This is a genomic window from Tunicatimonas pelagia, from assembly GCF_030506325.1.
GTDB lineage: Bacteria > Bacteroidota > Bacteroidia > Cytophagales > Cyclobacteriaceae > Tunicatimonas > Tunicatimonas pelagia.
In genome coordinates this window covers 2,911,375-2,934,590 of the sequence record NZ_CP120683.1, presented here as the reverse complement: position 1 = coordinate 2,934,590, position 23,216 = coordinate 2,911,375, and the positions used below count along the sequence as shown (strand labels likewise).

The window sequence follows — 23,216 nt, the reverse complement described above, 5'->3', positions numbered from 1 at the left end:
ATAGGTTCGTCCCTTAAAAAATTACTATAAAAATATACAATCCTCGAGTAAAGCATTGTGGTTATCATAGCGTTTACTTACATATGTATTTCAACTAATGTTTTACCAAAAAATTTTCATAATGGCTACGACAACATTACCCGACTTGCTGGAAAAAATGTGGAAGGATTATACCACCATGAACCCACAAGCTTTGAAAATTTACAACTTGTTCCTGGAACGAGGCGATCAGGTGCAAAACGACCATATCGCCCTCCGTACCTTTAATCACCCCAAAGTAACAATTGATGTGTTGGCTATACCTTTTTTAGAAAGTGGTTACGAATACCGCCAAGACTATCATTTTACGGCTAAGAAGCTTTACGCCAAACACTACGAGCACCCTGATGGGCAAATGCCCAAAATCTTCATCAGCGAGCTAAAGCTGGAAGAGTTTGACAACGAGTTGCAAGACATCGTAAACCAGTTAATTGATCAGGTACCTGACTACCTTACCCAGCAATTTGAATTTTGCTCTAACGGCCGCCCTTGGGAGGTGAGTAACGAAACCTACGAGCAACTTCGCACTAAGAGCGAATACGCTGCTTGGATGGCCGCTCATGGTTATCGGCCCAACCACTTTACGGTATTTGTTAACGCACTTAATAGTTTCAGCGATATTCGAGAAGTAAATGAGTTCATTAAGCAGAATGGCTTTAAGATGAACGACAGTGGCGGTGAGGTGAAAGGATCAAAAGATGTGTACTTAGAACAATCCTCTACGCTGGCCGATACGGTAGAAGTGAATTTTAGCGATGGCACTTTCGCGGTACCCGCTTGCTACTATGAATTTGCCCAGCGTTATCCGCAATCTAGTGGGGAATTATACCAAGGCTTTGTCGCCAACTCAGCCGATAAGATTTTCGAGAGCACTAACAAAAGCCAATAAAGTTTCCATTTTATTAAAAATTTTGTAATTTGAACACGATCATTCTATTCCTTTTTGTGGTTTAACTTACAATATCAAAAAAGCCCGGTTTTATCGGGCTTTTTTGTTTTTCGGTCATATCTAATCTTTATTTTCTACATTTTCCTGGTTTTATTATTGACGGGAGTAGTTTTACTTTTCTTCACTACGCGCTTTTCGTAAATTGTGGAGTATGAACGATCTTATCAGGAATGTTCAGCAGTTTGAGCAGTTCAGCAGTGAGGAGTTGGCTGCATTTTCGGCAATCGCTCGTTCCAGACAGCTTGCTAAAGGCGACTTTCTTCTGAAGGAAGGACAAGTAAGCCAGGAAATCGCTTATGTGAGTCGGGGGTTGCTCATGCACTACGCCAACAACGATGGCGAACCAGCTCCCTGTGATTTTGCCAAGGAAGGTGAGTGGGTCGCCCACTTAAAAAGTTTCTCTAGCCGTCAGCCCTCAGAGATGAACATCATTGCCCTGGAAGATTCTCTCATTTATGTATTTGATCGCGATGGTTTACAATCCCTATTTCGAGCGCATCCCCGCTTTATGGCTCTACAAAACTACCAAGTAGAGCAGGCATTTATTAATACTTCTCAGCACGCCAACAACCTCGCTACGCTGACGGCCGAGCAACGCTACAGCCAACTCATTGAGCAAAAGCCAGAGTTGGTTCAACGCATTCCGCAGTATTATTTAGCTGCCTATTTGGGTATTAAACCGCAATCGCTCAGTAGAATTAGAAAAAAAAGTAGCTTAAACCGAAGTTAACAAATGTGAATAGAGCTTAGTCGTACTTTTCGTCTCTTTGTATCATTATTCAACAGAAATCAATAGAACGATGAACAAAGTACTAGGAATCATAGCTATCTTCTTTTTTCTCTATTACGCGCAATCTGCTCAAGCACAAAATGAAAATTCTTCGCTAGATACGCGCGTTAACCTTTTATTTGGCCTGAACCAGCCCATATTTGCTAATGGCTTTAATGTTGAAGGCAACTTCTTCTACAAGCGGTTGGCGTTTGATTATTCTCACGGGGTTTTGCTAGATTTTTCGGGAAATACGGTATCGGGTGAGTTGGCCGATCAACAGTTGAAAGTACACATGCCCTACACCACCGGGTTTGGCGTGGGCTATCGCTTCAATCACTGGTTTAACCTCCGCCTGGAGCCGAAATGGCACCGCTTTGAGATCAGCTACGACAGCGATACTCCACTGGAGATAGAGGAAGAAATTGTTTCCTACAACACCTTTTCTTTAGGAGTGGGTGCCTACGTTAACTGGTGTCCGTTTGCTAAAAAAACCAATGCCTTGAACGGAATTATGGTCGCCCCCAGCATCCGGTATTGGCCTCGGATTAGCTCATCATTGAATGGTAATGAGTTTACTTACGATAATCGCTTAACTGGGCAAACCGAAACCCACGAAGCAATGCAGGCAGGGATCAATAACACTCCCTTTATTTTTAACGTCAGTGTAGGTTACTCGCTACCTATAAAGAAGAAGTAGCTGTGAGAAAATACAGTTTGGAAGCGAACTACGTTATTCCAGACTGTATTTTCGCCTACTGTCCTTAAATATCAAACTTAATTCCCTGCGCCAGCGGTAGCTCGGTACTGTAGTTAATGGTATTGGTCTGACGGCGCATATACACTTTCCATGCATCGGAACCGGACTCGCGCCCTCCGCCCGTATCTTTTTCGCCACCAAAAGCTCCACCAATCTCCGCTCCCGAAGTACCAATATTCACGTTAGCAATACCGCAATCGGAACCTCGCTGCGAAAGGAAAGCTTCGGCTTCCAGTATGTTAGTTGTAAATATTGCCGATGATAACCCCTGGCTCACAGCGTTATGGGTAGCTACCGCATCGTGTACGTCGCCTTGGTACTTAATTAGATACAGAATAGGAGCAAAGGTTTCTTCTTGCACAATTTCGTAGTAGTTCTCAGCTTCTACCAGAGCGGGGGTTACGTAATTACCACCTTCGTAGCCTTCCCCACTCAGTACCTCTCCGCCAACCAGTAGCTTTCCACCTTCTTCCTGCGCTTTTTGCAAAGCGTTCTTGAAGCTATTTACGGCATCTTGATCGATGAGTGGACCCACTAGATTCTTTTCATCGAGCGGATTACCGATAGAAAGCGTAGGGTAGATTTTGAGCAATCGCTCTTTTATCTCATCGTAACGGCTCTCGTGGATGAGCAACCGACGGGTGGACGTGCAACGCTGTCCGCAGGTTCCTACTGCGCCGAATACCGTGGCTCGGATAGCCATTTCCGGGTCAGCGTGTTCGGTGATGATAATAGCATTGTTACCACCTAACTCTAGCAGTGAGCGACCCAAACGAGCCCCCACGGCTTCCCCTACTTTTTTGCCCATGCGGGTAGAACCGGTGGCCGAAACTAAAGGAACCCGGCGGTCGTGAGCCATTTTAGAACCAATCTCGGCATCGCCGATAATTAGGTTGAAGATACCTTCGGGTAGATCGTTTTCTTTTAGCACTTCCGCCACGATTTTCTGACAAGCCAAAGCCGTAAGCGGAGTTTTTTCGGAAGGTTTCCAGATACAGACATTACCGCAGACGGCAGCCAACATAGCATTCCAGGCCCAGACAGCCACCGGAAAATTAAAGGCCGAAATAATCCCAATAATTCCCAGCGGGTGGTACTGATCGTACATACGGTGTTGCGGACGTTCCGAGTGCATGGTAAAACCGTACAACTGCCGCGATTGACCCACCGCGAAATCGCAGATATCGATCATTTCCTGTACCTCGCCCAGCCCTTCTTGATAGATTTTGCCCATCTCGTAGGTTACCAGCTTACCAAGCGGCTCCTTATATTGCCGCAGTCGGTTACCAATTTGCCGGACAATCTCACCCCGCTGAGGGGCGGGCATCATTCGCCAGGTTTTGAAAGCCTTCTGAGCTTGCTCAATTACCTGATCGTAGTCGGCTACACTTGCCATTTGCACCGTAGCAATCAGCGAGCCATCCACTGGGGAGTGAATATCACGGGTTGTTCTTTCTCCATCAGTACTTCCTGATTTTTGCCCTGTGCTGTAGGCTGGGTTTACAGATTGTATGCCCAAAGTATTTAGTACCTCTTGCATATCCTGGGTTAATGTCATTGTTTCCATATGTGTTGTTTATTCTTCTTCTCCTTGTCGAGCGGTCTCGACCATATCTTTGTTTTTCACGTATTTATCCAGCCACTGATCCATTTCCCACAGCATGTGCAAAACCGATTCTTGCGCTCGGTAACCGTGGCTCTCGTGAGGTAACATCACCAAACGAGCGGTAGCTCCTAACCCCTTGAGCGCATTAAAGTAGCGTTTACTTTGTAATGGAAATGTACCGGAATTGTTATCAGCCTCACCGTGAATTAGCAAAATGGGTTCGTTGATTTTTTCAGCGTGCATAAAGGGCGACATCTGATAATAAATTTCCGGGGCTTCCCAGTAGGTTCGTTCCTCCCGCTGGAAACCAAAGGGGGTTAAAGTGCGGTTATAGGCACCGCTTCGGGCAATTCCGGCGGCGAACAGATCCGAATGCGCCAGTAGATTAGCCGTCATAAAGGCTCCGTAGGAGTGACCGCCAATGGCTACTCGACTGCTATCGGCAATGCCCATATCTACCAATTTATCAATAGCCGCCTTCGCATTGCCTACCAGTTGCTTACGGAAAGTGTCGTTCGGCTCCTCATCGCCTTCGCCCACTACCGGCATACTCGGGTCATCCAGAATGGCGTAACCTTGGGTTACCCAGAACAGGGGCGAGTACCAGCCAATACGGATAAATTCGTAAGGAGAGCCTTGTACCTGGCTGGCTGCATCGGCACTCTTAAATTCATTAGGATACGCCCACATCAGCACGGGAAGTTTTTCATCACCAGGCTCATAGCCTTCCGGCAGGTACAAATCACCTTGCAGAGCAACTCCATCCTCGCGCTCGTATTTCACTACCTGCTTTTCAATATTTTTAAGCTCGGGATACGGATGCGAAAACTCAGTAAGCGCGGTTAGCTGATCTGATTTCCAGTCCCGGACAAAGTAGTTGGGTGGTTCTTCTCGCGACTCGCGACGGGTGAGCACCGTATTTTCTTTCGCATCCAGGATTTGCACCGGATATTCGTAGTACGGAGCTTCGGACTGCCACAAGCGTTCCGTTTCCTGACTCGATAAGTTGAAAGCATCTACAAACGGGCGATTACCCTCGTCGGAGGCGCCTTGCCCTCTCAGGTACAGCGTCTTCCCTTTCTTATCGGTCAGTAGTACTGAGCGTCCGTACTGGTTTGCTTCCGTTTCAAAATTACCCGGATTGTTATAGCGATCTTCAAAAGAGTAGTCGAACAGAACCGTTTTGGAATCTTCCCCTCCGGTAGGATTAAAGGACGAAGTAATTTGCTGACGGTTGCTCCACCACCACTCGGAGGCAATCGCTAAGTCGTCATTTCCCCAGGTAACCCCTCCGTACCGCAACTTCATTGGAATGCTCGTTTGCTTTTCACCGTCGAACGGAGCTTCCAGGAAGAATAGCTGATCCCGTACTTCAGCTTCCTGACTAGGGTCGCCACCATCTTGCGCTTCTACCCAGTACAGTGTAGCGGGCTGATCGTTTCGCCAAGTAAAGCTCCGTGGGCCTTCCCGAACGGCACCAAACCCTTTAGGAATACTTTCAGCCAGAGGAATTTCGGCAATGGTCTGAACTACTTCACCCGAAGGACTCCAAGCCTCTACTGCGATTGGGAAACGATAGTATGGCACTAAATAAGAAAAGGGTTCCTGTACTTTGGTCACCAGAACATAGTTTCCGTCAGGTGAGGGAGATACCTCAGAGAAGATGGCCGCTTCTCCGATAGCTGAACTTTCCTCAGTTTCAATATTCAGCGAATGAAGTTGAGCCGTAGTGTAGTAAGCGAACGACGCTTCATCCTGCGGATCTTGCAGTAAATCCTGGTAAGTACGAGCGGGGGCTTTTTCGCCGGAAGTTTCTTGTATTACCGGCCCAGCAGGGGCTGAAGCAGCTTGGGGAGCCTCGCCCCGGTTGGTTGCTACGGCTTTATAAATCAAGGTTTTGCTATCGGATAGCCAAGCGTAGGGTAGTCCTCGCATAGCATCGTTAATTACCGGCTCGGTTAGTGCCTTTGCTTGCTGACTGGCTGCATCTGCTATCCAGAGAGCGATCCCACTCTCTTGCGTAACCGTAAACGCAATCTTCTGTCCATCGGGCGACCAGCTTACGTTCTCAATTTTTGGACTCTCCGGTAAGCCATTGATCGAGATGGGTTCACTGCCATCGAGGGGTTTTACCGACATGCCCACGTAGTAGCCACCGCGACTAGACCCGTTGGTACGGGGATTAATCCGAAGGCCAGCCAAACGCAACTCGGGTTGGGCTAGCTCTTCGATAGATGGGTAACCGGGACGTTCTAGTAGCACCATCCATTCGTGCGAATTATTGACACTTACCGCGGGGGTAAGGGGCGCATTGGCCAAATTAGCAATAGCCGAAGGTGGCGTTTGGTAAGCAAGATCCTTCTGAGCAAAAACTACGGTGCTACTCAGCCAAGTAATCAAGAAAATAAGGCGTGAAACAGAATAGGTCATAAGTGTAAAAAAGATGGTAAAAAAAGGTCTGACAAGGTACTTATTTTTTGGTATTGACTCACTCTGTTCGGGGCAAATTCTGCTAACAACTTACACGTAGTTCTGTGACCCGGCGTTAGGTACAGTAGTTGTGATTGAAGAAGAAGACTAAACAAAAGTGTTATGAGACAGTGGGTATCTTTTCTAGCGATTATTTTATGCTGTGCGGCGGGTCACCCGATCTCGTCAGTCATTAATCAGCCCTTCCCTAAGATGCAAGCCGAAACGGTAGATGATAAGGTGATTAACTTACCGGAGGATACGAAAGGCCGGATTACTTTGGTGGGTTTAGCCTACTCTAAAAAGTCTGAAAAGGATTTGAACTCATGGATGAGTCCGGTGTACAACACGTTTATTTCGCAAAAGGTGAACCCGGGTAGCGGTGGGCTGTTCGCTAGTTTCACCTACGATATTGATGTGTATCTGATTCCGATGTTTACCGGGGTAAAGGCCGCTGCCGCCGGCACCGCTAAACGTAAAGCAGCCAAGAACCTAGACAGTCGCCTACTGCCCTACATTCTGTTCTACCAAGGCAAACTCAAGCCTTATAAACAAGCCCTAGATTTTGAGAAAAAAGACGTTCCCTATTTCTTTCTACTCGACCAAACCGGAAAAATCATATACGCAACTTCGGGAGCCTACTCCGAGCGAAAGATGGATGGTATTGAAAATGCGATTGACGGGTTAGAGTAGTTCCTTTCAAATAAAGCACTGACTAAAAAGTAACTCGTTTACTGTAAGATGAGTTGAAATGTGAATAGGTTAAACGCCTAACACCAGTTGCCATATCATAGCAGTACTCAAAGCGTTCTAAGCCTAATCCAAAATCACGCTAGCCTTTCCTTTTTCTAAAAACAATCGCTGGTTCACGCAGGTGGGAATGTCTTGTTCGTAGTGAGAAACGTAGATCAGCGTTTTATCAAAGTGCTGGCAGATAGTGTCTACTATTGCGTTGAATTTTTGCGTTTGTTGAGTATCCAATCCTTGACAAGGTTCGTCGAGCAGCAGCACCGGAGGGTTTTTAACCAATGCCCGCGCCAATAGTACCAGTCGCTGCTCACTGAGTGGCAACGCCATCAGCGGATTATCTTGCTGAGAAGGCAAGCCAAATACATTCAGCCACTGCGCTACCGTCGCCTTTTGTTCGGTAGAAATATTCTTATCGCTAATCAGCGTATCGGTAAGCCCCGAGGCTACGGCTTCAAAACAGGAAAGGCGACGATTGAAGTAGAGATGAAGCTCGGGCGAGACATAGCCAATTCGCCGTTTGATATCCCAGATGCTTTCACCAGAACCCTTCTTTCGGTCGAAGAGATAAATCTGGTTGGCGTAGGCCTGAGGATTGTCTCCGTTGATTAAGCTCAACAGCGTGGATTTCCCAGCTCCATTCGGGCCGGAAAGCGCCCACTTATCGCCCCGATTTACCTGCCAGTTCACCCCGTCCAGTATGGTTTTGCCCCCGTAGCGTATGCTCACATTGTGCATTCGGATTGCTACCTCAAAAGACGTATCCGCTTCGGTTGATAGCCTTGCTAGTAACTGCCGATGAATTCCCGTTTCAGTCGCTACTGAAGTTATCTGCTTAGGTTGCTGGGCTAAAAATGAAGCGCGGGAATACGTTTGGGCGGAATGATTTTCTTGTAGTTCCAGCACATACATGATACGGTTGGGAATTTCGCTGGGAGTGGTAATCAGCACAATGGTGATTTGTTCTGATATTAGCTGGTTGATAATTCTGTGCAGAACCTTCCGAGCTTGCTGATCTAAACCAATGAAGGGACTGTCCAGAATCAGCACCTTAGGTTGTTGCAGCAAAGCTTTTGCCAACTGAAACCGCTTATTTTCTCCGTTAGAAAGTTGAATCAGGCGGGAGTACCGTAAATGACTGATCTGCAACAGTTGCAGTACTCTATCAATCTCTTCATTCTTAGGCATAGTAACACTTATCCACAATTCCTCTTCCACCGAAGGAAAGTCTACCGAGTCCATGCTATCAAACCGCGCTTGGTAGTAGGTAGAGGAATTATCTGTTTGGTTTCGATACGTATGTTGCTGTTCTACCATCACTACTCGTTCCGTTGGCGATAAATGACTAGTTAGCTTTCCAGAAGAAAGTGGTTGGCGCTGCCGAATCACGTTCGCTAAGGTAGTTTTACCGCTACCGGATGGGCCAGTAACTGCCCAGGCTTCCCCTTCACTGATTGTAAAGCTTACATTTCGAAGTACAACCTTTGATCTAATCTTAACTTCTATTTGAGTGGCTTTTATTAGTGGTTTTGGCATATTGTATTGTTGGAATAGATACAAAAGTAGTGTTCTAAGCCAGATTGTGCCGTTACAATTGACAATTTTGTTTACTTTGGAATAGCAGGAACAGTCATTATGGTATGCATTGTTAAGAGAGAAAGTAACTCACTAAGTTATAGAGTATTTAAAGAACTTTAATAACATTAAATAACTACGAGTTTATAAAGAAAAATATGCGGTCTGAAGTAAAGATTATTCTATATCCCGAAATACGTAAATCTAAAAATGGAAGCATATTCGAAGGGTTGATGCGAGATATACTATCTACCCAAGGATATACAATACAACAGAACGTAAACTTCACTGGCTTAGAGATTGACCTATTGGCTAATCATACTGTCAGAAAGGAGAAGCTATTGGTAGAATGTAAGGCAAAGCAAAAGCCCAAATCTACCGAGATAAAAAACTTCCATTTCAATGTATTTCATAAGGAGGCAGATTTTGGATACTTTATTCATACAGAAGAATTAGATCATCAGGCAGCAGGTTTGGTAGCAGAAATGCAGGGAGATGAGAAGTATAAAAAATTATCATTTATAGGTTCTGATAGAATTATAGAATTTTTAATCAATGCTGAAAAAGTACAGCACATAGGAGACTCGCTACTTCCAAAACATGAAAACCTATATAAAAAGATACTCGCCTATACATATTTCGGAATATATTATGTGATAATCACCTCACCTGATGCTGTAAATAAGTACTACTACATCTATGATGCAAAATCTCTAAAAGAGTTAAAAGACAGCGAAGTAGAGGAAATAGCAGACAAGAAGAATGACAGGAGGTTGACAAGAAAAAAGGCAATTGTTCACGCTATTGTAGAATTGCAGGATCTGGAAAAAAAGTATTATGGTGTTGGTCAGCAGTTAACAATATCGCCAGGAACACCGAATATAGAGATCAGTAAAGAATTTGAAAAATACTTAGATAATCCTGGGGCAAACTTCGCTCATCCAAAAGTAAAAGAAATAAAACTTGATGATATCTACATATCCCCAGATTTAAAGAGGATTACTGAAAAAGAAGAAGATGTAGGTGAAGCCAAATACAAAAATTTATCGAGCCTACTTGACAGTAAATTAAAGTCTAATAATAATGTCAGGTTGTTATTTACGGGCGAAGATTCTAGTGGGAAAACAGCTTTAAGTAAACATCTATTTAAAAGATGTTACTACGATAACCGTATACCTATTTACGTTAATTGCAAAGACATAAAAAATGTTAGAAGCGATTACATTACACGGTCTGTAAAAGAGGCTTATTCCAAACAATACGATAACATACAAGACTACTCTACTTTAAGTAAAGAATCAATACTTCTGATAATAGATGATTTTCATAAGACTAGCAAAAGTCGGGATGATCTTCAAAATCAATTTCTGAAAAACTTAGTAGCCAGTTATTCTAATGTCATTTTGATTGGGAATGAGCTTCTAAAGCTAAAGATATGGCTTTTCAACGGCAAAGATGCTTCGAGTACTTTCGATGAATTCGAAGTCTATTCACTTCAAGAATTTGGACATAAGCTTAGATACAAGTTGGTAGAGAGGTGGTATACTATAGGTCGTGAAGATGAGATCATAAATACGAATGATTTACGACGGAAGGTAAAAGAAGCTGTAAGCTATATCAACACAATAGTCGGTAAGAATTATATTCCCTCAAACCCCATATATCTTCTAACTCTACTCCAATCTATTGAAGCAGGTACCTCGAGAAAGACAGAATCTACTTTACACGGATTTTATTATGAGCTATTGATAAATCAATCTTTAGCAAGGTCACTTAGTGATAAGAATGATATCAGTCTCTATTATAGCTTCATGACTAGGTTATGTGAAGAATTATTTGCTAGAGACGAAGATATGTTAGACGAAACTGAGTTTTCTGAACTACATAAAGACTTTAACAAAACACTACAAGTCAATACTGATAAAAATGAGGTACTAAATACTCTCTGTCAGGCGAGACTATTATCAGTTACAGAGAACAGTATTATCGTAACCCACAAGTTCATATATTATTTTTTCGTAGCAAAGTATCTAACTAATAATATCACCAACCAGGCTATCCGTAACAAGATTGATGAGATGTGTAAGAAGATATATGTAGAAGAATACGCAAGTATTGTAATGTTTCTAACACATCTATCGAAAGACAAGTATATTGTAGACTGCCTCTTAAACAATGCTAAATCAATTTTTGAAAAAGAGGTAGTAGCTAGGATTGAGGGAGATGTAGATCGGATAAATACATTAATTAATGAATTGCCTAAAGAAATAATAAAGTTAGTCGATGCAAAGGAGGTAATAGAACAAGAGTTAGAGGAAAAAGACGAGGTTGAAAGGTTGGAGAAGGAAGTTGATGAAACATCAGAAATAAGTGCTGATTTACAGGAGTCTGACGATATTGATAGTCTGGATATCTTCGCAAAAATTACCTTAGCATTCAAAACTATAGAGATACTCGGACAAATATCAAAGAAGTATTGGGGGGAAATGTCAGGTGAGCAAAAATATACAATAATATCTGAAACGTACTTTTTGGGTCTTAGAACACTAAGCTATTATATCAACTTCCTGAGTGATAATGCAAAATCAATAGCCGATCATGTTAAAAAAATAATTGTTGAAAGTAAACATCTGAAAGATAGGGTACCTAATAGCCAGAATATTACAGAAGTAACTAACGACCTTATTTTTAAGCTTTGTTTTGTGGCTTCAAGCGGTATTATTGAAAAGGTAGCTAACTCAGTATTGCGAAGTATGATTGTCGGCTATTTATATCTATTTGATATACCTATTAAAAAGAAGCAGCAGTTATGTCAGTCGTTTGGGATAACTGTAAGTAAACAAAGAGCTATTGATAAGAAATCTCGCACAAAAAAGAAGATTAAAATCTAGTTTGGTATAAGTAACTATAAGACCTACTTGAGAACAAAGGAAACTATACTAGAAACTATTAAAGATCATCAAGAGCAAATAGCGCGTTTTGGGGTGAAGAATATAGGTTTATATGGTTCCTACGCCCGAAACGAACAGACTCTCGAGAGTGATATTGATTTGCTAATTGACTTTAAACCGGAATACGAGAAGTTTGATAACTATATGGCGTTATGCGATTATTTAGAACGTCTTTTCACCGATGAAAGGATAGAGATTATCACCAAATCGGGCTTGAGTCCGTATATCGGTCCGAAAATTCTTGAGGAGGTAGTCTATGCCTAAAGATTCGCTCGCTTACCTTAAGCACATCCGGGATGAGTGCCTTTATATACAGTCAGTAGTTACTGATGAAACCCAAATATCCGATTTTTTAGAAGACGAAACCCTGAAACGGGCGGTTGTACGTAGCTTAGAAATTATAGGAGAAGCTACGAAGAAGATTCCTGCCGACATAAAGCTGAAGTGGAATAAGATAGAATGGAAAAATATGGCGGGTATGCGAGACCGCCTAATTCACGATTATATGGGGATTAACTACTCAATAGTTTGGGATGTAGCTACTAATAAAATTCCTTCACTGCACTCCCAAATTGAGAGCATTCTCACCGGCGAGAACACCTAGCATACCTAAACTGTTACACTTTCAAACGCAATTTACTATTGAACTATGAACTGGAACGATGTTATAAAATATGCTAATCAGGGTAGTCCTGAGCCGGACAGACGGGTAGAGAAAACTGAGGAAGAGTGGCGAGAGCAATTAACTCCCGAACAATATCATATTACTCGACAAAAAGGAACCGAGCGAGCCTTTTCGGGAGCACTCTGCCACGCGCACGATCCCGGAAAATATGCCTGTATCTGCTGCGATACGCTGCTGTTTGACTCCGCACTCAAATTTGATTCGGGCACTGGCTGGCCCAGCTTTGCCGAGCCAGTGAAGGACAACGTAATTAAGTACGAAAAAGATACTTCTTACGGCATGGTACGGGTAGAGGTGATGTGCAATGTGTGTGATGGTCATCTCGGCCACGTTTTCCCCGATGGCCCACCGCCCAGTGGTCTGCGTTTCTGTATCAATTCTGAATCGATTAAACTGGTAGAAAAAGAGGAAACTACTGCATCGGAATAACACTCGATGAATACCGAAGCTTATCTGAACCGTATTGGCTACTCTGGTTCGCGAGAGCCAACGTTGGCTACGCTAAAAGTCCTTCAGCGAGCGCACTTATTACACGTGCCTTTTGAGAATCTGGATATTCATCAGCGGCAGGAAATTCGGATTGATGTGGAGCGGTTCTATGACAAAATCGTTGGGCACAAGCGAGGTGGATTTTGCTTTGAGGTGAATGGATTGTTCAATGAACTGCTCAAAAATCTAGGGTTTTCGACTCACTTTATCACTTGTAGTGTATTTTTTCAGCCCAAACAGCAGTTTACTCCCTACTTTGGTCACGTAGCGATTGTGGTGCATTTGGAAGAACCTTGGTTGGTAGATGTGGGCTTTGGCACCAATTTCCCTGAACCACTACGGCTAAGTGCGGAGGATCATCAGCACCAGGATGACACTTACTATCAGTTGGTGAAACTGAATGAAGTAGAAACCTTACTGCGCCGAACTACCGACCAGCAGGAGTACATAAAGATGTATAAGTTCAAACCTGAGCCACACTTGCTGACTGACTTCGCTGGTATGTGCCGCTATCACCAGACTTCTCCCGAATCGCCTTTCACTCAGGGCAAACTTTGTTCGCTATTGACTCCCGATGGACGGATTACCCTTACTGACAAAAATTTTATTGAGACAATTGATGGTAAGAAAAACGAAACTCCAGTAGAGAACTATCGGGATTTCGACCAAAAGCTGAAAAAGTACTTCGGCATAGCGTTATAAACTATAAGAATACTGTTCAGTACTTGTCCGGTTCGTTATTTGGGTGTTTATCCAGTTTCTATTTACCTTTGGTTCCAAAATAAATGCTACGGACAGTAGTTCACACCTAACTATGGAAGAAAATCTCAAAAAGGTTGCTTTACACGATACGCATGTGAAGCTAGGCGCGAAAATGGTACCCTTTGCCGGCTACCAAATGCCCCTTCGCTACAGTTCTGATATTGAAGAACATCTGGCGGTTCGCCAAAGTGTAGGAGTGTTTGATGTATCGCACATGGGCGAATTTTTTGTTCGCGGCCCCAAAGCCCTGGACTTGGTTCAGCGCGTGACCAGCAACGATGCTACTAAACTGTTTGACGGAAAAGCTCAGTACAGTTATCTACCGAACGAAGATGGGGGAGTCATTGATGACCTACTGGTGTACCGGCTTAGCGAAGCAGAATACATGCTGGTAGTGAACGCCTCCAATATTGAAAAAGACTGGAACTGGATTCAGCACTACAATACCGAACAAGTTGAAATGGAAAATGCTTCCGATCGTATTTCCCTCTTCGCGGTTCAAGGCCCTAAAGCAACCGAGACGCTACAGAAAATTACCGACATTAAGCTGGACGAGATGAAGTTTTACACTTTCCAGCAGGGAAATATTGGTGGGGTTGATGATATAATTATCTCCGCCACCGGCTACACCGGAGCAGGCGGGTTTGAATTGTACGTTACCAATGACCAAGCCGAAAAACTGTGGAACGCTATTTTTGAAGCGGGTAAGCCTTTTGACATCAAACCGATTGGCTTGGGTGCCCGGGATACACTGCGATTGGAAATGGGCTACTGCCTCTACGGTAACGATATTGATGATGCCACCTGCCCCATTGAAGCGGGCTTGGGCTGGGTGACCAAGTTTAATAAAGAATTTACCAACTCCGTTTTTCTCCAAGGAAGAAAAGAGTCAGGGGGAGAAAATAGACTTATTGGTTTAGTCATGGTAGACCGAGGCATCCCTCGGGCGGGCTACGAGCTGTTCAATGAGCAAGACGAAAAGATTGGTCGGGTAACCTCCGGCTCCCAATCACCCTCTTTGCAAAAAGGTATTGGTTTAGGGTACGTAGAAAAAACGCAGGCTCAGCCCGGTAGCAATATCTACGTAGGTGTCCGCAACCGTCGCCTCAAAGCTGAAATCATGAAACCACCCTTTGTTACCCCAACTACCAATTGATACTGCAAAATAATGTATTCCATAGTGGTAGAAGGGAAACCGCCATCGTAACAAACAAAAGGAAAACGGAAGGACAGCTTTCAAAATAAAGTGCGAGAACAATTTCATTACTACAATCCTGATGCCACTGTCTTTGATGAAGACTTGTACGGCATTATCATTTATTTTCAACAGATTAGGAAAGATAGTAATGATCCGGATGCCGATAATATTAGTAAGCCCATTTGGGATTCATTAATAGGTGAATGCTATAATGATGATAAAGTAGTAAGGTTGCGCTACGCGGGAGTACTTACTTTATCACCCAACACAGCGACAGGGTTAACGTTAGATGATATAGATGAGAACATCGCTGAAGACTTTGACGAACTGTTATCTACAGGAAAAAGTTTTGTTTATATTCACATTGGGATCTTGAGAAGTGAACATTACAAGATGAAGTTATGAAGCTATCACCTGAAAAGCTTTCTGTAGTTTACGAGCGGACTGCGCTGGAGGAGATTGCAGAAAAGTACCGAAGTGAAGATTACGAAGTGATTTTAGAAAGCCAAACAAAAGGTTCTGGTGTTGATATGATAGCTAGAAGGGGTGATGAAACTATATTAATTGAAGCCATTATATTTCATAGATGGTATTGAAGAGAAGTTAACGGAGTATTTCACCCATAATTTTCCAGATGAATTATCTGACCTGGCATCGCGAGTATATATGGACGAGGTGAACGACATTGAAATTCAGACACTAGAAACTTCTAATGAGGGAATGCGAATTATCGGATATGCTAATATGTCTGTCAAATTAGAATATGAACCCTCAGATGATCAAGCTGAGATGTATGAAAGCTTTCCAGTTGAGTTTGATATTACGCTTGATTCATCCCAGGAAATAAAAGAAGTGAATAAATTTTTAATAGACACAGCTACTTATTACGAATAAAAAACCATAACCTTGAAAACAATAGAAGTTTGCCTAACCCCTGAATTATTACACCAGCACTCTATCGTAGAAAAAGTCGCGGTAGTGGTTGATGTGCTACGGGCCTCCTCGACAATGATTACGGCTTTTGCCCACGGCTTAGAACGACTAATGCCGGTCGCCTACGTGGAAGGTTGCATGGCATTACAGCGTCTAGACTACCTTTCGGCGGGGGAGCGAGATGGCGCAAAAGTAGAAGGATTCGATTTTGGCAATTCACCCTACGATGTAATGAACGGCGAGTTGAAAGGTAAATCACTGGCGATGACCACCACCAACGGAACACTGGCTATTGAAAAATCAAAGTCAGCAAAGCAGTTACTGATTGGAGCTTTTTTGAACTTAAGTGCTCTAGCCAATCGAGTTAAAGAGCTAGATGAAGATACGTTAGTGCTTTGTGCTGGGTGGAAAGGGCAGATGAACTTGGAAGATACTCTGTTTGCCGGAGCGTTGGTTGCTCAACTTACTAATGATTTCAAAATAAAAGGAGATTCAGCACTAGCGGCTCAGTTACTCTACGAGAACGCCCAAAACGACCTTTACGGAGTGATTTCGCAAACGTCACACGCCCAGCGACTTAATAAGTTATCGGCGGATGAGGATATGCGCTTCTGCCTGAAGAAAGATGAGTATAACGTAGTTCCATTTCTGGAGAGCGAGCATTTGGTAATTCAATCATCGTGATGGCTAAATTACTGTTAGATTGCTGATTTTCCATGGTTATGCGTTTGGCAAGTGACAGTTGACAAATTTCCATTATCCATTTTCAACTATCCACCACTCAGATTTTTTCTGTTTCCCTACGGATATTTAACTTTTTTAGCCTGTACTGTTCCCCTTTTCATCACCTTCCAATTGCCATGAGGGTTGGTGGAAAGCGCCTAAAATTTCGGGGTGCGCTTTAGCAGTTGCTTGGGGAATAAAATTATCGATCTAGCCCTCCTCAAATCTGAGTAACATTACATCGTACTCTTCTGGATGTATATTGTTTTTTTAACCTAATACCTGTTCGCATATTTAGGGTAAATCAGACTACAATATTCCTCAAATGAAATTTCGTTCTTTCATTCAAGAGCATAGTGTTCTTGTAGCGATCTTTTTCACTGTTGCCCTAATTGGTGCAAGCTCGCTGTTTACCTTTTACGGGCGTTACGAAAGTAAGCGTTTCTATACTACAAAAGAGCAGGTAGAAACAGTGAGTAAGCGAGTGGATAGTATCTATTTGTATATGAATGACATGGATAAATCAGTACGAGGCTACTTAGTAAAACCCGCTGATCATTTCCTTACAACCCACAACTCTGCACACACTGGCTTGCAGCGGAATTTTGAAAAGTTGCGAGCCTTATTAGAAAAACATCAGTTTGCTAATGCTGATGGCATAACGGAGGTAGAAAAATCTATGAATGGTTATTATAACACTCTGAACGAGATTTTAGCTTTCAAGAAGCAAGGTAACGACGCTAGTATGTTTAACCTCTACGGTCGGGATCAAGGCACTGAAGTATGGAATAACTGTCGAGATTACACCAATCAGGTACTAGCCTTTGAGCATTCTAAGTACGAAGAAGCTAAAAATCGCTATAATTTCTATCTGGATATCGCTGCTATCTTACAGATTGTACTATTACTTATCGGAATACCTACTTTACTATACGCTATTCACCAGATTAGAAACCAGGCGGCTGAACGCCGAAATCTTTTCAATAAGCTTGCTGAAAGCCACCGGATGTATTTATTCGACAATCAGGTGCATCACCGAAAAGAGAAGGATAGTAGCCTTATCGGCCACCTTATTAACGATCTTAAGACTGCGGCCGGCTTCGTTAAGAGAATATCACAGGGCGACTATTCCGTGACCTGGGAAGGTATCAATGATAGCAACCGGGAAGCCAATAAGAATAATTTAACGGGTGCTTTGATCCAGATGCGGGAGAAGATGAAAGCAGTGAAGCAAAAAGACCAGCAGCGATTATGGACTACCGAAGGTACTTCAAAGATAGCTGAAATCACTCGTAAGCATCAGAAAGACCCACAAACTTTGGCTGATGAATTACTATCCTATTTAGTAAAATATGTAGATGCCAACCAGGGCGGGCTCTTTTTTTTGCAGGAAGACAAAGATATTGTACCATTATTAGAGCTAGTTGGCTGCTATGCCTACGATAAAAAGAAGCATACTGATAAAGTGGTGAAGATCGGACAGGGGTTGGTAGGTCAGACATATTTGGAGAAAAAGACACTGCATCTTACTAAGATTCCTGACCAATATGTTGCAATTACTTCCGGATTGGGCGAGTCTACACCCAATGCACTATTAATCGTGCCCCTAATTTCTAACGAGGAAGTACTGGGGGTACTAGAATTAGCAACCTTTACCTCTTTCCAGCCCTATCAAATAGCGTTTTTAGAGGATGTTGGCGAAATTATTGCCTCAGTAGTAGCTAATGTGAGAACTAATATCAAGACGAAACAACTGCTTGATCAATCGAAGGAAAATACTGAAGAGCTTCAAGCATCGGAGGAAGAAATGCGTCAGAATATGGAAGAGTTGCAGGCTACCCAAGAAGAAATGCAGCGAAAAACACAGGAGTACGAAGCTGTGATTGAGCGACAGCAGGCAAAAATTCAAGAACTAGAAGGGGAAGGACATACTGTTTAACTGATAGGTGATGGTGCACTATTAGCTATTTTCTAAATCTGCCAGCAGCCTCCATACTAGCTCTGATTCGTAGCCTTTTCCCTGTACGAAGCGGGCGGTCTTGTGCTTACGGGCGTAAGCGTCTTCACCCTCCAGCGAGTTCCACTTTTTTTGAATTAAAGCTTTAAGTGTATCGGTATAATCTGCTTCGCTAATTTCTCGCAAACCACTACGAATACAGTAGTCGGATATTCCCTTTTGGCGCAACCCCATCTCTATTTTAATCCGTCCCCACTTGTTACTGCGAAATTTTCCTCGGGCAAATGCCTGGGCAAAGCGTTCTTCGTTTACAAACCCTTCACTAATCAAGTCAGATAGTACCTCTTCCACTGCATCGGAATAGAGTCCGTAGCTGTAAAGTTTATCACGCACTTCTTGCTGAGTACGCTCCTGATAGGCACAATACTTTGCTGCTTTTACCTTAGCCTGCTGCTTCCACGTTGTTATTCCTTTATCGTTTGTCAATTGTTCGTACAGTTACGGGTTAAAAGTGATAAGCTCCAGGTTCTTTAAACTTGTAACTTTTAACTTTCTAACATTTAGAACCCTAACCTTGGGCAGAACGTTTGCATCAGAGTCACCCTCAAATTTTTTGCTCTTGCGATCTCATCGGCGCACGCTCTTTCTTCTTTTTACTGCTAACGGTATCTCGGGTTTTGCTCAAGGAATTACGATGCTAGCGGTGCCCTGGTATTTTGCCCAGCAAAGCATGTCGTCGCAGTTTAACTTACTGTACGGCATTATTACTTTCGTCACTCTGCTGTGGGGGTTAACTGCCGGAACAATCGTTGATCGCTTCAATCGCAAGAATGTTTTTCTGTTAACCAACACGGCTGAGGCCACTATCTTACTGTTGGTAGCCAGCTACGGCTTTTTCGCCGGAGAATTGTCTACCTGGCTCATCGTTGGGGTATTTGCGACCACTATTTTCGGGTTCTATCTTCACTATCCTAACTTATACGCCTTTGCCCATGAAATTAGTTCAGAAGGCGAATATACTAAAGTCACCTCAGCGATTGAAATTGTAGGCCAATCAACCAACGTACTGGCAGGAGCCTTTGCCGCCCTGCTTTTAGAAGGACTATCCTGGCATCCGGAATTGACTCTGCTAGGTCAGACCTACCATTTTTCACTTACCATTGAAGCGTGGAGTATGCACAAGATTTTTCTAATGGATGGCATCACCTATTTGCTATCAATTGGACTCATTAGTTTGATTCACTACATTCCTCGCTTCGAAGATAAAATTGAACGAGGGTCATTTATCAAACGGCTTCGCTCCGGGTTTCGCTATCTGCGCCAGCACCCCGCTATCTTCCGGTTTGGCTTTTTCTCTCACAGCATTTTCGTAATTATGCTGGTACAGCTCCACGCGCTTATGCCGCTCTATGTCTCCCAGTATTTAGGAGCAGGCGGTCACGTGTTCGGCGGGGCCGAAGTTCTCTACGGACTAGGTGCTCTTTCTGCGGGTATTGGAGTCGGACGCTTGTTTCGAGCAGTACATCCGGTATTGACCATTGCTGTGATGATGGCCATTACTACCGGGGCTTTATTGTTGAGTGCTACTACCCAGTCGGTAGGTATATTTTTAGGTGTAAGTCTATTAATTGGGTTTACTAATGCCGGAACCCGCGTAATTCGGTTGGCCTTTCTGTTCAAGTACATTCCGAACGAGGTGATTGGGCGCGTTAATAGTATTTTCAGTATCCTGAATGTGTTGATGCGGGTTTGTTTTATCATGCTATTTTCGGCCCACTTTTTCGGCATAGGTTCTAATGTAGTATTCGCCTACTTTATTCTCAGCATATTCACCGCCTTCTCGGCACTAATGTTGTTACAACAAAATAGAAAACAGGCCTTGGCGTAGGTAGTTTGTAGTAAAATATGTAACGAAGAGGAGACTAATTTTTAATTTTCCTTACTGGAGCGGTAACATCACTAACAAATTTTTATTTTTGATAACTAATACGCATTTCCCACGTTTTTTTTATAGATTTATAGAACACAATTTTAATTTCTGTCGGAGGAACGTCCTATGATTGATTTGCTACTTATGGGAGCAGCGTATGTAATCATGGTCTACTTCATGGTAGTCCTGATGAAGAAGCGGAATTTTCGCTTTCGTGACGACGATGATGATGACGATGATGGTGGCATATCTACGACTCCCACTCCTGATCTTGATCTGCCCCCCGGTGTCACTCTGCCTGACGGTGATGATAGACCTGTGCATCGTCGCCGCATTACGGAGCCGGAAGAAGTATTTGCCTAGTTTTGTCAGTAGGCTGCTATTTTTATGATTTCTTTTCTGCGGTTAAGAGCAGACTTGCTATGGGCTGCGCCGATTGAGCAACTTTTCGGAGTAGGTAAGCGTTTTCTTACTCTAGAACGCTATTAAAGAGACTCATGCTCATCCGATTCATTTCTTGCCTCTTTTTCCTATCATTTGTTTTAGCTAATAGCCAACTGGCTTCCGGTCAAATTCTACAGCCAGCTACTTGGCAGCTAGCTTGGTCAAAAGAAGAAGTGAAGGTTGGGGAAGAGATTGACATAATTTTTCGGGTCACCATTGACAGAGACTGGTACCTTTATTCTACCGACTTTGATCCTGACTTAGGACCAATGGTTACGGAGTTTACCTTCGCGCCTAACAAAAGCTATGAGCTAGTTGGTGAGGTTCAACCGATCGGGGCCAAAGAAAAGTACGACGAACTTTGGGAAGGAAATTACACTTACTTTACTGAGAAGGCTGAACTTCGGCAGACCATTAAAATACTGGATGCAACTTTGAATAAAGCTAGCGGCTCGTACAGCTATCAGGTGTGCAATGATATAGACGGGCAGTGTATTCCCTTTGATGATGAATTTTCTCTGACCGTACCTTTGGCCGGAAAGGCTCAATCTTCTGCGGAAGGCACTAATTCTGATGTTGCCCAGCCAGTACTTAGTAGCAATCTGAACAGTAACCCCCGAGAATCTACCACTCCGTATACGCTGATTACTTTCTTTTTTATCGCTTTCTTAGCTGGGCTGGCTGCTCTGCTTACTCCCTGCGTATTCCCGATGATTCCGATGACCGTAACTTTTTTCACCGGGGGCAACACCAGTAATGCTGCTGCTATCCGCAAGGCTATTATTTACGGGTTGTCTATCGTGGCTATTTACACTGTAGTCGGTACGCTGGTTTCGGTAATCTTTGGCCCTACCTTCGCCAATTGGCTTAGCACTCATTGGCTGCCGAACTTATTCTTCTTTGCAATATTTATCTTCTTTGCCTTATCTTTCTTAGGGCTATTTGAAATTACCCTACCCAGTGCATTGGTCAATAAGGTAGACCAGCAGGCTGATCGGGGCGGTTATTACGGCATTTTCTTCATGGCGTTTACGCTAGTATTGGTTTCCTTTTCTTGTACCGGCCCTATTGTGGGCAGTGTGCTGGTAGAATCGGCCGGGGGGCAGTTTGCCAAACCAATTGTGGGTATGCTTGGGTTTTCTCTCGCATTCGCCATTCCTTTTGCATTATTTGCTGCCTTTCCGCAGTGGCTAAATAGTTTGCCTAAATCGGGTGGTTGGCTGAATTCGGTAAAGGTAGTGCTGGGTTTTTTGGAATTAGCCTTAGCCCTGAAATTTTTAAGCGTAGCTGACCAGGTGTATCACTGGAACCTACTAGACCGGGAAGTATATCTAACGCTATGGATCGTTATTTTTTCTCTGATGGGTTTTTATCTGCTAGGAAAACTGAGACTCCCACACGATAGTAGGCTAGAAACAATTTCGGTACCCCGGTTAATGCTGGCTATTGCTACTTTTTCGTTTGTAGTGTATTTGATTCCCGGACTGTTTGGTGCTCCGTTGAAAGCGTTAGCAGGCTATCTTCCACCTATGCACACCCACGATTTCAATATGCCGTTACTCGTTGCCCAGCAGCAATCGGCAAGCGGTGGTAATGCTGCTCTGGTGCGTAACGAAGAAACACTGTGCGAAGAACCCAAGTACAGTGATCTGTTGCATATTCCTCATGGTATTCGGGGCTACTTTGATTATGAACAAGCACTGGCTTGTGCTCGAGCGCAAAACAAGCCACTGTTTGTGGATTTCACCGGACACGGTTGTGTGAACTGCCGGGAGATGGAAGCCCGCGTCTGGTCTGACCCCGCAGTGCTACGGCGACTGAAAGAAGAGTTTGTGGTAGTGGCTCTGTACGTAGACGAAAAAACTGAGTTGTCCGAAGCAGATTGGTATACCTCTGAGTACGATAACAAAGTAAAAAAAACCATTGGTAAGCAGAACGCTGATTTACAGATTCGCCGATTCAATAATAATGCTCAGCCCTACTACGTACTGCTCAACAGTAAAGGAGAGTTACTAGCCGAACCCAAAGCTTACGATTTAAGGGTAGCCAACTTTGTGGATTTTCTGGAACTGGGTAAGCAACGCTTTGCGGCGGGAGAAACCGTAGACGATAATGCTTTGGCAAAAAAATAAGCACTTAACGTGAACTATGGATTAGAAAAGGCCTTTCTGGCATTTAAGGGAAGATTTATTGTTTGAGCGAAGCGATCCACCGTGTACGCGGCGGGTTG

General features: G+C 43.5%; 22 protein-coding genes. 18 read left to right on the top strand and 4 right to left on the bottom strand.

Annotated elements, in window-relative coordinates:
* Positions 1-121: 121 nt before the first annotated feature.
* The 3 genes from P0M28_RS12435 to P0M28_RS12425 all read left to right on the top strand — a co-directional run bounded on the left by P0M28_RS12435 (position 122) and on the right by P0M28_RS12425 (position 2,457).
* Positions 122-928 carry a DUF1338 domain-containing protein gene (locus tag P0M28_RS12435; RefSeq protein ID WP_302210229.1) on the top strand — a complete coding sequence of 269 codons (807 nt, stop codon included), beginning with the start codon at positions 122-124 and terminating at the stop codon, positions 926-928.
* Between the two features lie 211 nt (positions 929-1,139).
* Positions 1,140-1,718 carry a Crp/Fnr family transcriptional regulator gene (locus P0M28_RS12430; RefSeq protein ID WP_302210228.1) on the top strand — a complete coding sequence of 193 codons (579 nt, stop codon included), beginning with the start codon at positions 1,140-1,142 and terminating at the stop codon, positions 1,716-1,718.
* Positions 1,719-1,788: 70 nt separating this feature from the next.
* Positions 1,789-2,457: a hypothetical protein gene (locus P0M28_RS12425; RefSeq protein WP_302210227.1), complete on the top strand. Its 669-nt coding sequence runs from the start codon at positions 1,789-1,791 to the stop codon at positions 2,455-2,457.
* 64 nt (positions 2,458-2,521) lie between these two features.
* On the opposite strand, the gene amaB is transcribed toward P0M28_RS12425, so the two are convergent.
* Positions 2,522-4,084 carry an L-piperidine-6-carboxylate dehydrogenase gene (amaB, locus tag P0M28_RS12420; protein ID WP_302210226.1) on the bottom strand — a complete coding sequence of 521 codons (1,563 nt, stop codon included), beginning with the start codon at positions 4,082-4,084 and terminating at the stop codon, positions 2,522-2,524.
* 9 nt (positions 4,085-4,093) lie between these two features.
* Positions 4,094-6,553 (bottom strand): S9 family peptidase, encoded by a 2,460-nt coding sequence (locus tag P0M28_RS12415; protein ID WP_302210225.1) that lies wholly within the window; start codon positions 6,551-6,553, stop codon positions 4,094-4,096.
* A 162-nt stretch (positions 6,554-6,715) separates the two neighbouring features.
* Between P0M28_RS12415 and P0M28_RS12410 the strand changes: the two genes are divergently transcribed.
* Positions 6,716-7,285: a hypothetical protein gene (locus P0M28_RS12410; RefSeq protein ID WP_302210224.1), complete on the top strand. Its 570-nt coding sequence runs from the start codon at positions 6,716-6,718 to the stop codon at positions 7,283-7,285.
* A gap of 123 nt (positions 7,286-7,408) precedes the next feature.
* On the opposite strand, the gene P0M28_RS12405 is transcribed toward P0M28_RS12410, so the two are convergent.
* Positions 7,409-8,875: an ATP-binding cassette domain-containing protein gene (locus P0M28_RS12405; protein WP_302210223.1), complete on the bottom strand. Its 1,467-nt coding sequence runs from the start codon at positions 8,873-8,875 to the stop codon at positions 7,409-7,411.
* A 197-nt stretch (positions 8,876-9,072) separates the two neighbouring features.
* Here P0M28_RS12405 and P0M28_RS12400 point away from each other — a divergent pair, with 197 nt between their 5' ends.
* The 11 genes from P0M28_RS12400 (at position 9,073) to P0M28_RS12350 (ending at position 18,594) form a co-directional block, all read left to right on the top strand.
* A complete protein-coding gene (locus P0M28_RS12400) occupies positions 9,073-11,805 on the top strand; it encodes a restriction endonuclease (protein ID WP_302210222.1) in 2,733 nt (910 codons plus the stop codon).
* 27 nt (positions 11,806-11,832) lie between these two features.
* A complete protein-coding gene (locus P0M28_RS12395) occupies positions 11,833-12,129 on the top strand; it encodes a nucleotidyltransferase family protein (protein ID WP_302210221.1) in 297 nt (98 codons plus the stop codon).
* Positions 12,122-12,469 (top strand): HepT-like ribonuclease domain-containing protein, encoded by a 348-nt coding sequence (locus P0M28_RS12390; RefSeq protein ID WP_302210220.1) that lies wholly within the window; start codon positions 12,122-12,124, stop codon positions 12,467-12,469. Before P0M28_RS12395 ends, P0M28_RS12390 begins: the two co-directional genes overlap by 8 nt.
* Before the next feature lie 45 nt (positions 12,470-12,514).
* Positions 12,515-12,979 carry a peptide-methionine (R)-S-oxide reductase MsrB gene (msrB, locus tag P0M28_RS12385; RefSeq protein ID WP_302210219.1) on the top strand — a complete coding sequence of 155 codons (465 nt, stop codon included), beginning with the start codon at positions 12,515-12,517 and terminating at the stop codon, positions 12,977-12,979.
* Between the two features lie 6 nt (positions 12,980-12,985).
* A complete protein-coding gene (locus tag P0M28_RS12380; protein WP_302210218.1) occupies positions 12,986-13,741 on the top strand; it encodes an arylamine N-acetyltransferase family protein in 756 nt (251 codons plus the stop codon).
* 112 nt (positions 13,742-13,853) lie between these two features.
* Positions 13,854-14,957: a glycine cleavage system aminomethyltransferase GcvT gene (gene gcvT, locus P0M28_RS12375; RefSeq protein ID WP_302210217.1), complete on the top strand. Its 1,104-nt coding sequence runs from the start codon at positions 13,854-13,856 to the stop codon at positions 14,955-14,957.
* Positions 14,958-15,047: 90 nt separating this feature from the next.
* Complete coding sequence (locus P0M28_RS12370) at positions 15,048-15,404, top strand: RusA family crossover junction endodeoxyribonuclease (RefSeq protein ID WP_302210216.1); 357 nt, start codon at positions 15,048-15,050, stop codon at positions 15,402-15,404.
* Positions 15,401-15,595, top strand: coding sequence for a hypothetical protein (locus tag P0M28_RS12365; RefSeq protein WP_302210215.1), 195 nt, complete (start codon positions 15,401-15,403; stop codon positions 15,593-15,595). Before P0M28_RS12370 ends, P0M28_RS12365 begins: the two co-directional genes overlap by 4 nt.
* A complete protein-coding gene (locus P0M28_RS12360) occupies positions 15,564-15,893 on the top strand; it encodes a pPIWI-associating nuclease domain-containing protein (protein ID WP_302210214.1) in 330 nt (109 codons plus the stop codon). The genes P0M28_RS12365 and P0M28_RS12360 overlap by 32 nt, the downstream gene beginning before the upstream one ends.
* 12 nt (positions 15,894-15,905) lie before the next feature.
* Positions 15,906-16,616 carry a 2-phosphosulfolactate phosphatase gene (locus P0M28_RS12355; protein ID WP_302210213.1) on the top strand — a complete coding sequence of 237 codons (711 nt, stop codon included), beginning with the start codon at positions 15,906-15,908 and terminating at the stop codon, positions 16,614-16,616.
* A 364-nt stretch (positions 16,617-16,980) separates the two neighbouring features.
* Positions 16,981-18,594, top strand: coding sequence for a GAF domain-containing protein (locus P0M28_RS12350; RefSeq protein ID WP_302210212.1), 1,614 nt, complete (start codon positions 16,981-16,983; stop codon positions 18,592-18,594).
* Between the two features lie 21 nt (positions 18,595-18,615).
* Here the strand turns inward: P0M28_RS12350 and P0M28_RS12345 are convergent, their stop codons facing one another.
* Positions 18,616-19,098, bottom strand: coding sequence for a regulatory protein RecX (locus tag P0M28_RS12345; RefSeq protein ID WP_302210211.1), 483 nt, complete (start codon positions 19,096-19,098; stop codon positions 18,616-18,618).
* Between the two features lie 133 nt (positions 19,099-19,231).
* Between P0M28_RS12345 and P0M28_RS12340 the strand changes: the two genes are divergently transcribed.
* From P0M28_RS12340 to P0M28_RS12330, 3 genes are all read left to right on the top strand, one after another.
* Positions 19,232-20,500, top strand: a complete 1,269-nt coding sequence (locus tag P0M28_RS12340; RefSeq protein ID WP_302210210.1) for an MFS transporter — start codon at positions 19,232-19,234, stop codon at positions 20,498-20,500.
* 168 nt (positions 20,501-20,668) lie between these two features.
* Complete coding sequence (locus P0M28_RS12335) at positions 20,669-20,905, top strand: hypothetical protein (RefSeq protein WP_302210209.1); 237 nt, start codon at positions 20,669-20,671, stop codon at positions 20,903-20,905.
* 134 nt (positions 20,906-21,039) lie between these two features.
* Positions 21,040-23,118 (top strand): protein-disulfide reductase DsbD family protein, encoded by a 2,079-nt coding sequence (locus P0M28_RS12330; RefSeq protein WP_302210208.1) that lies wholly within the window; start codon positions 21,040-21,042, stop codon positions 23,116-23,118.
* Positions 23,119-23,216 lie beyond the last annotated feature (98 nt).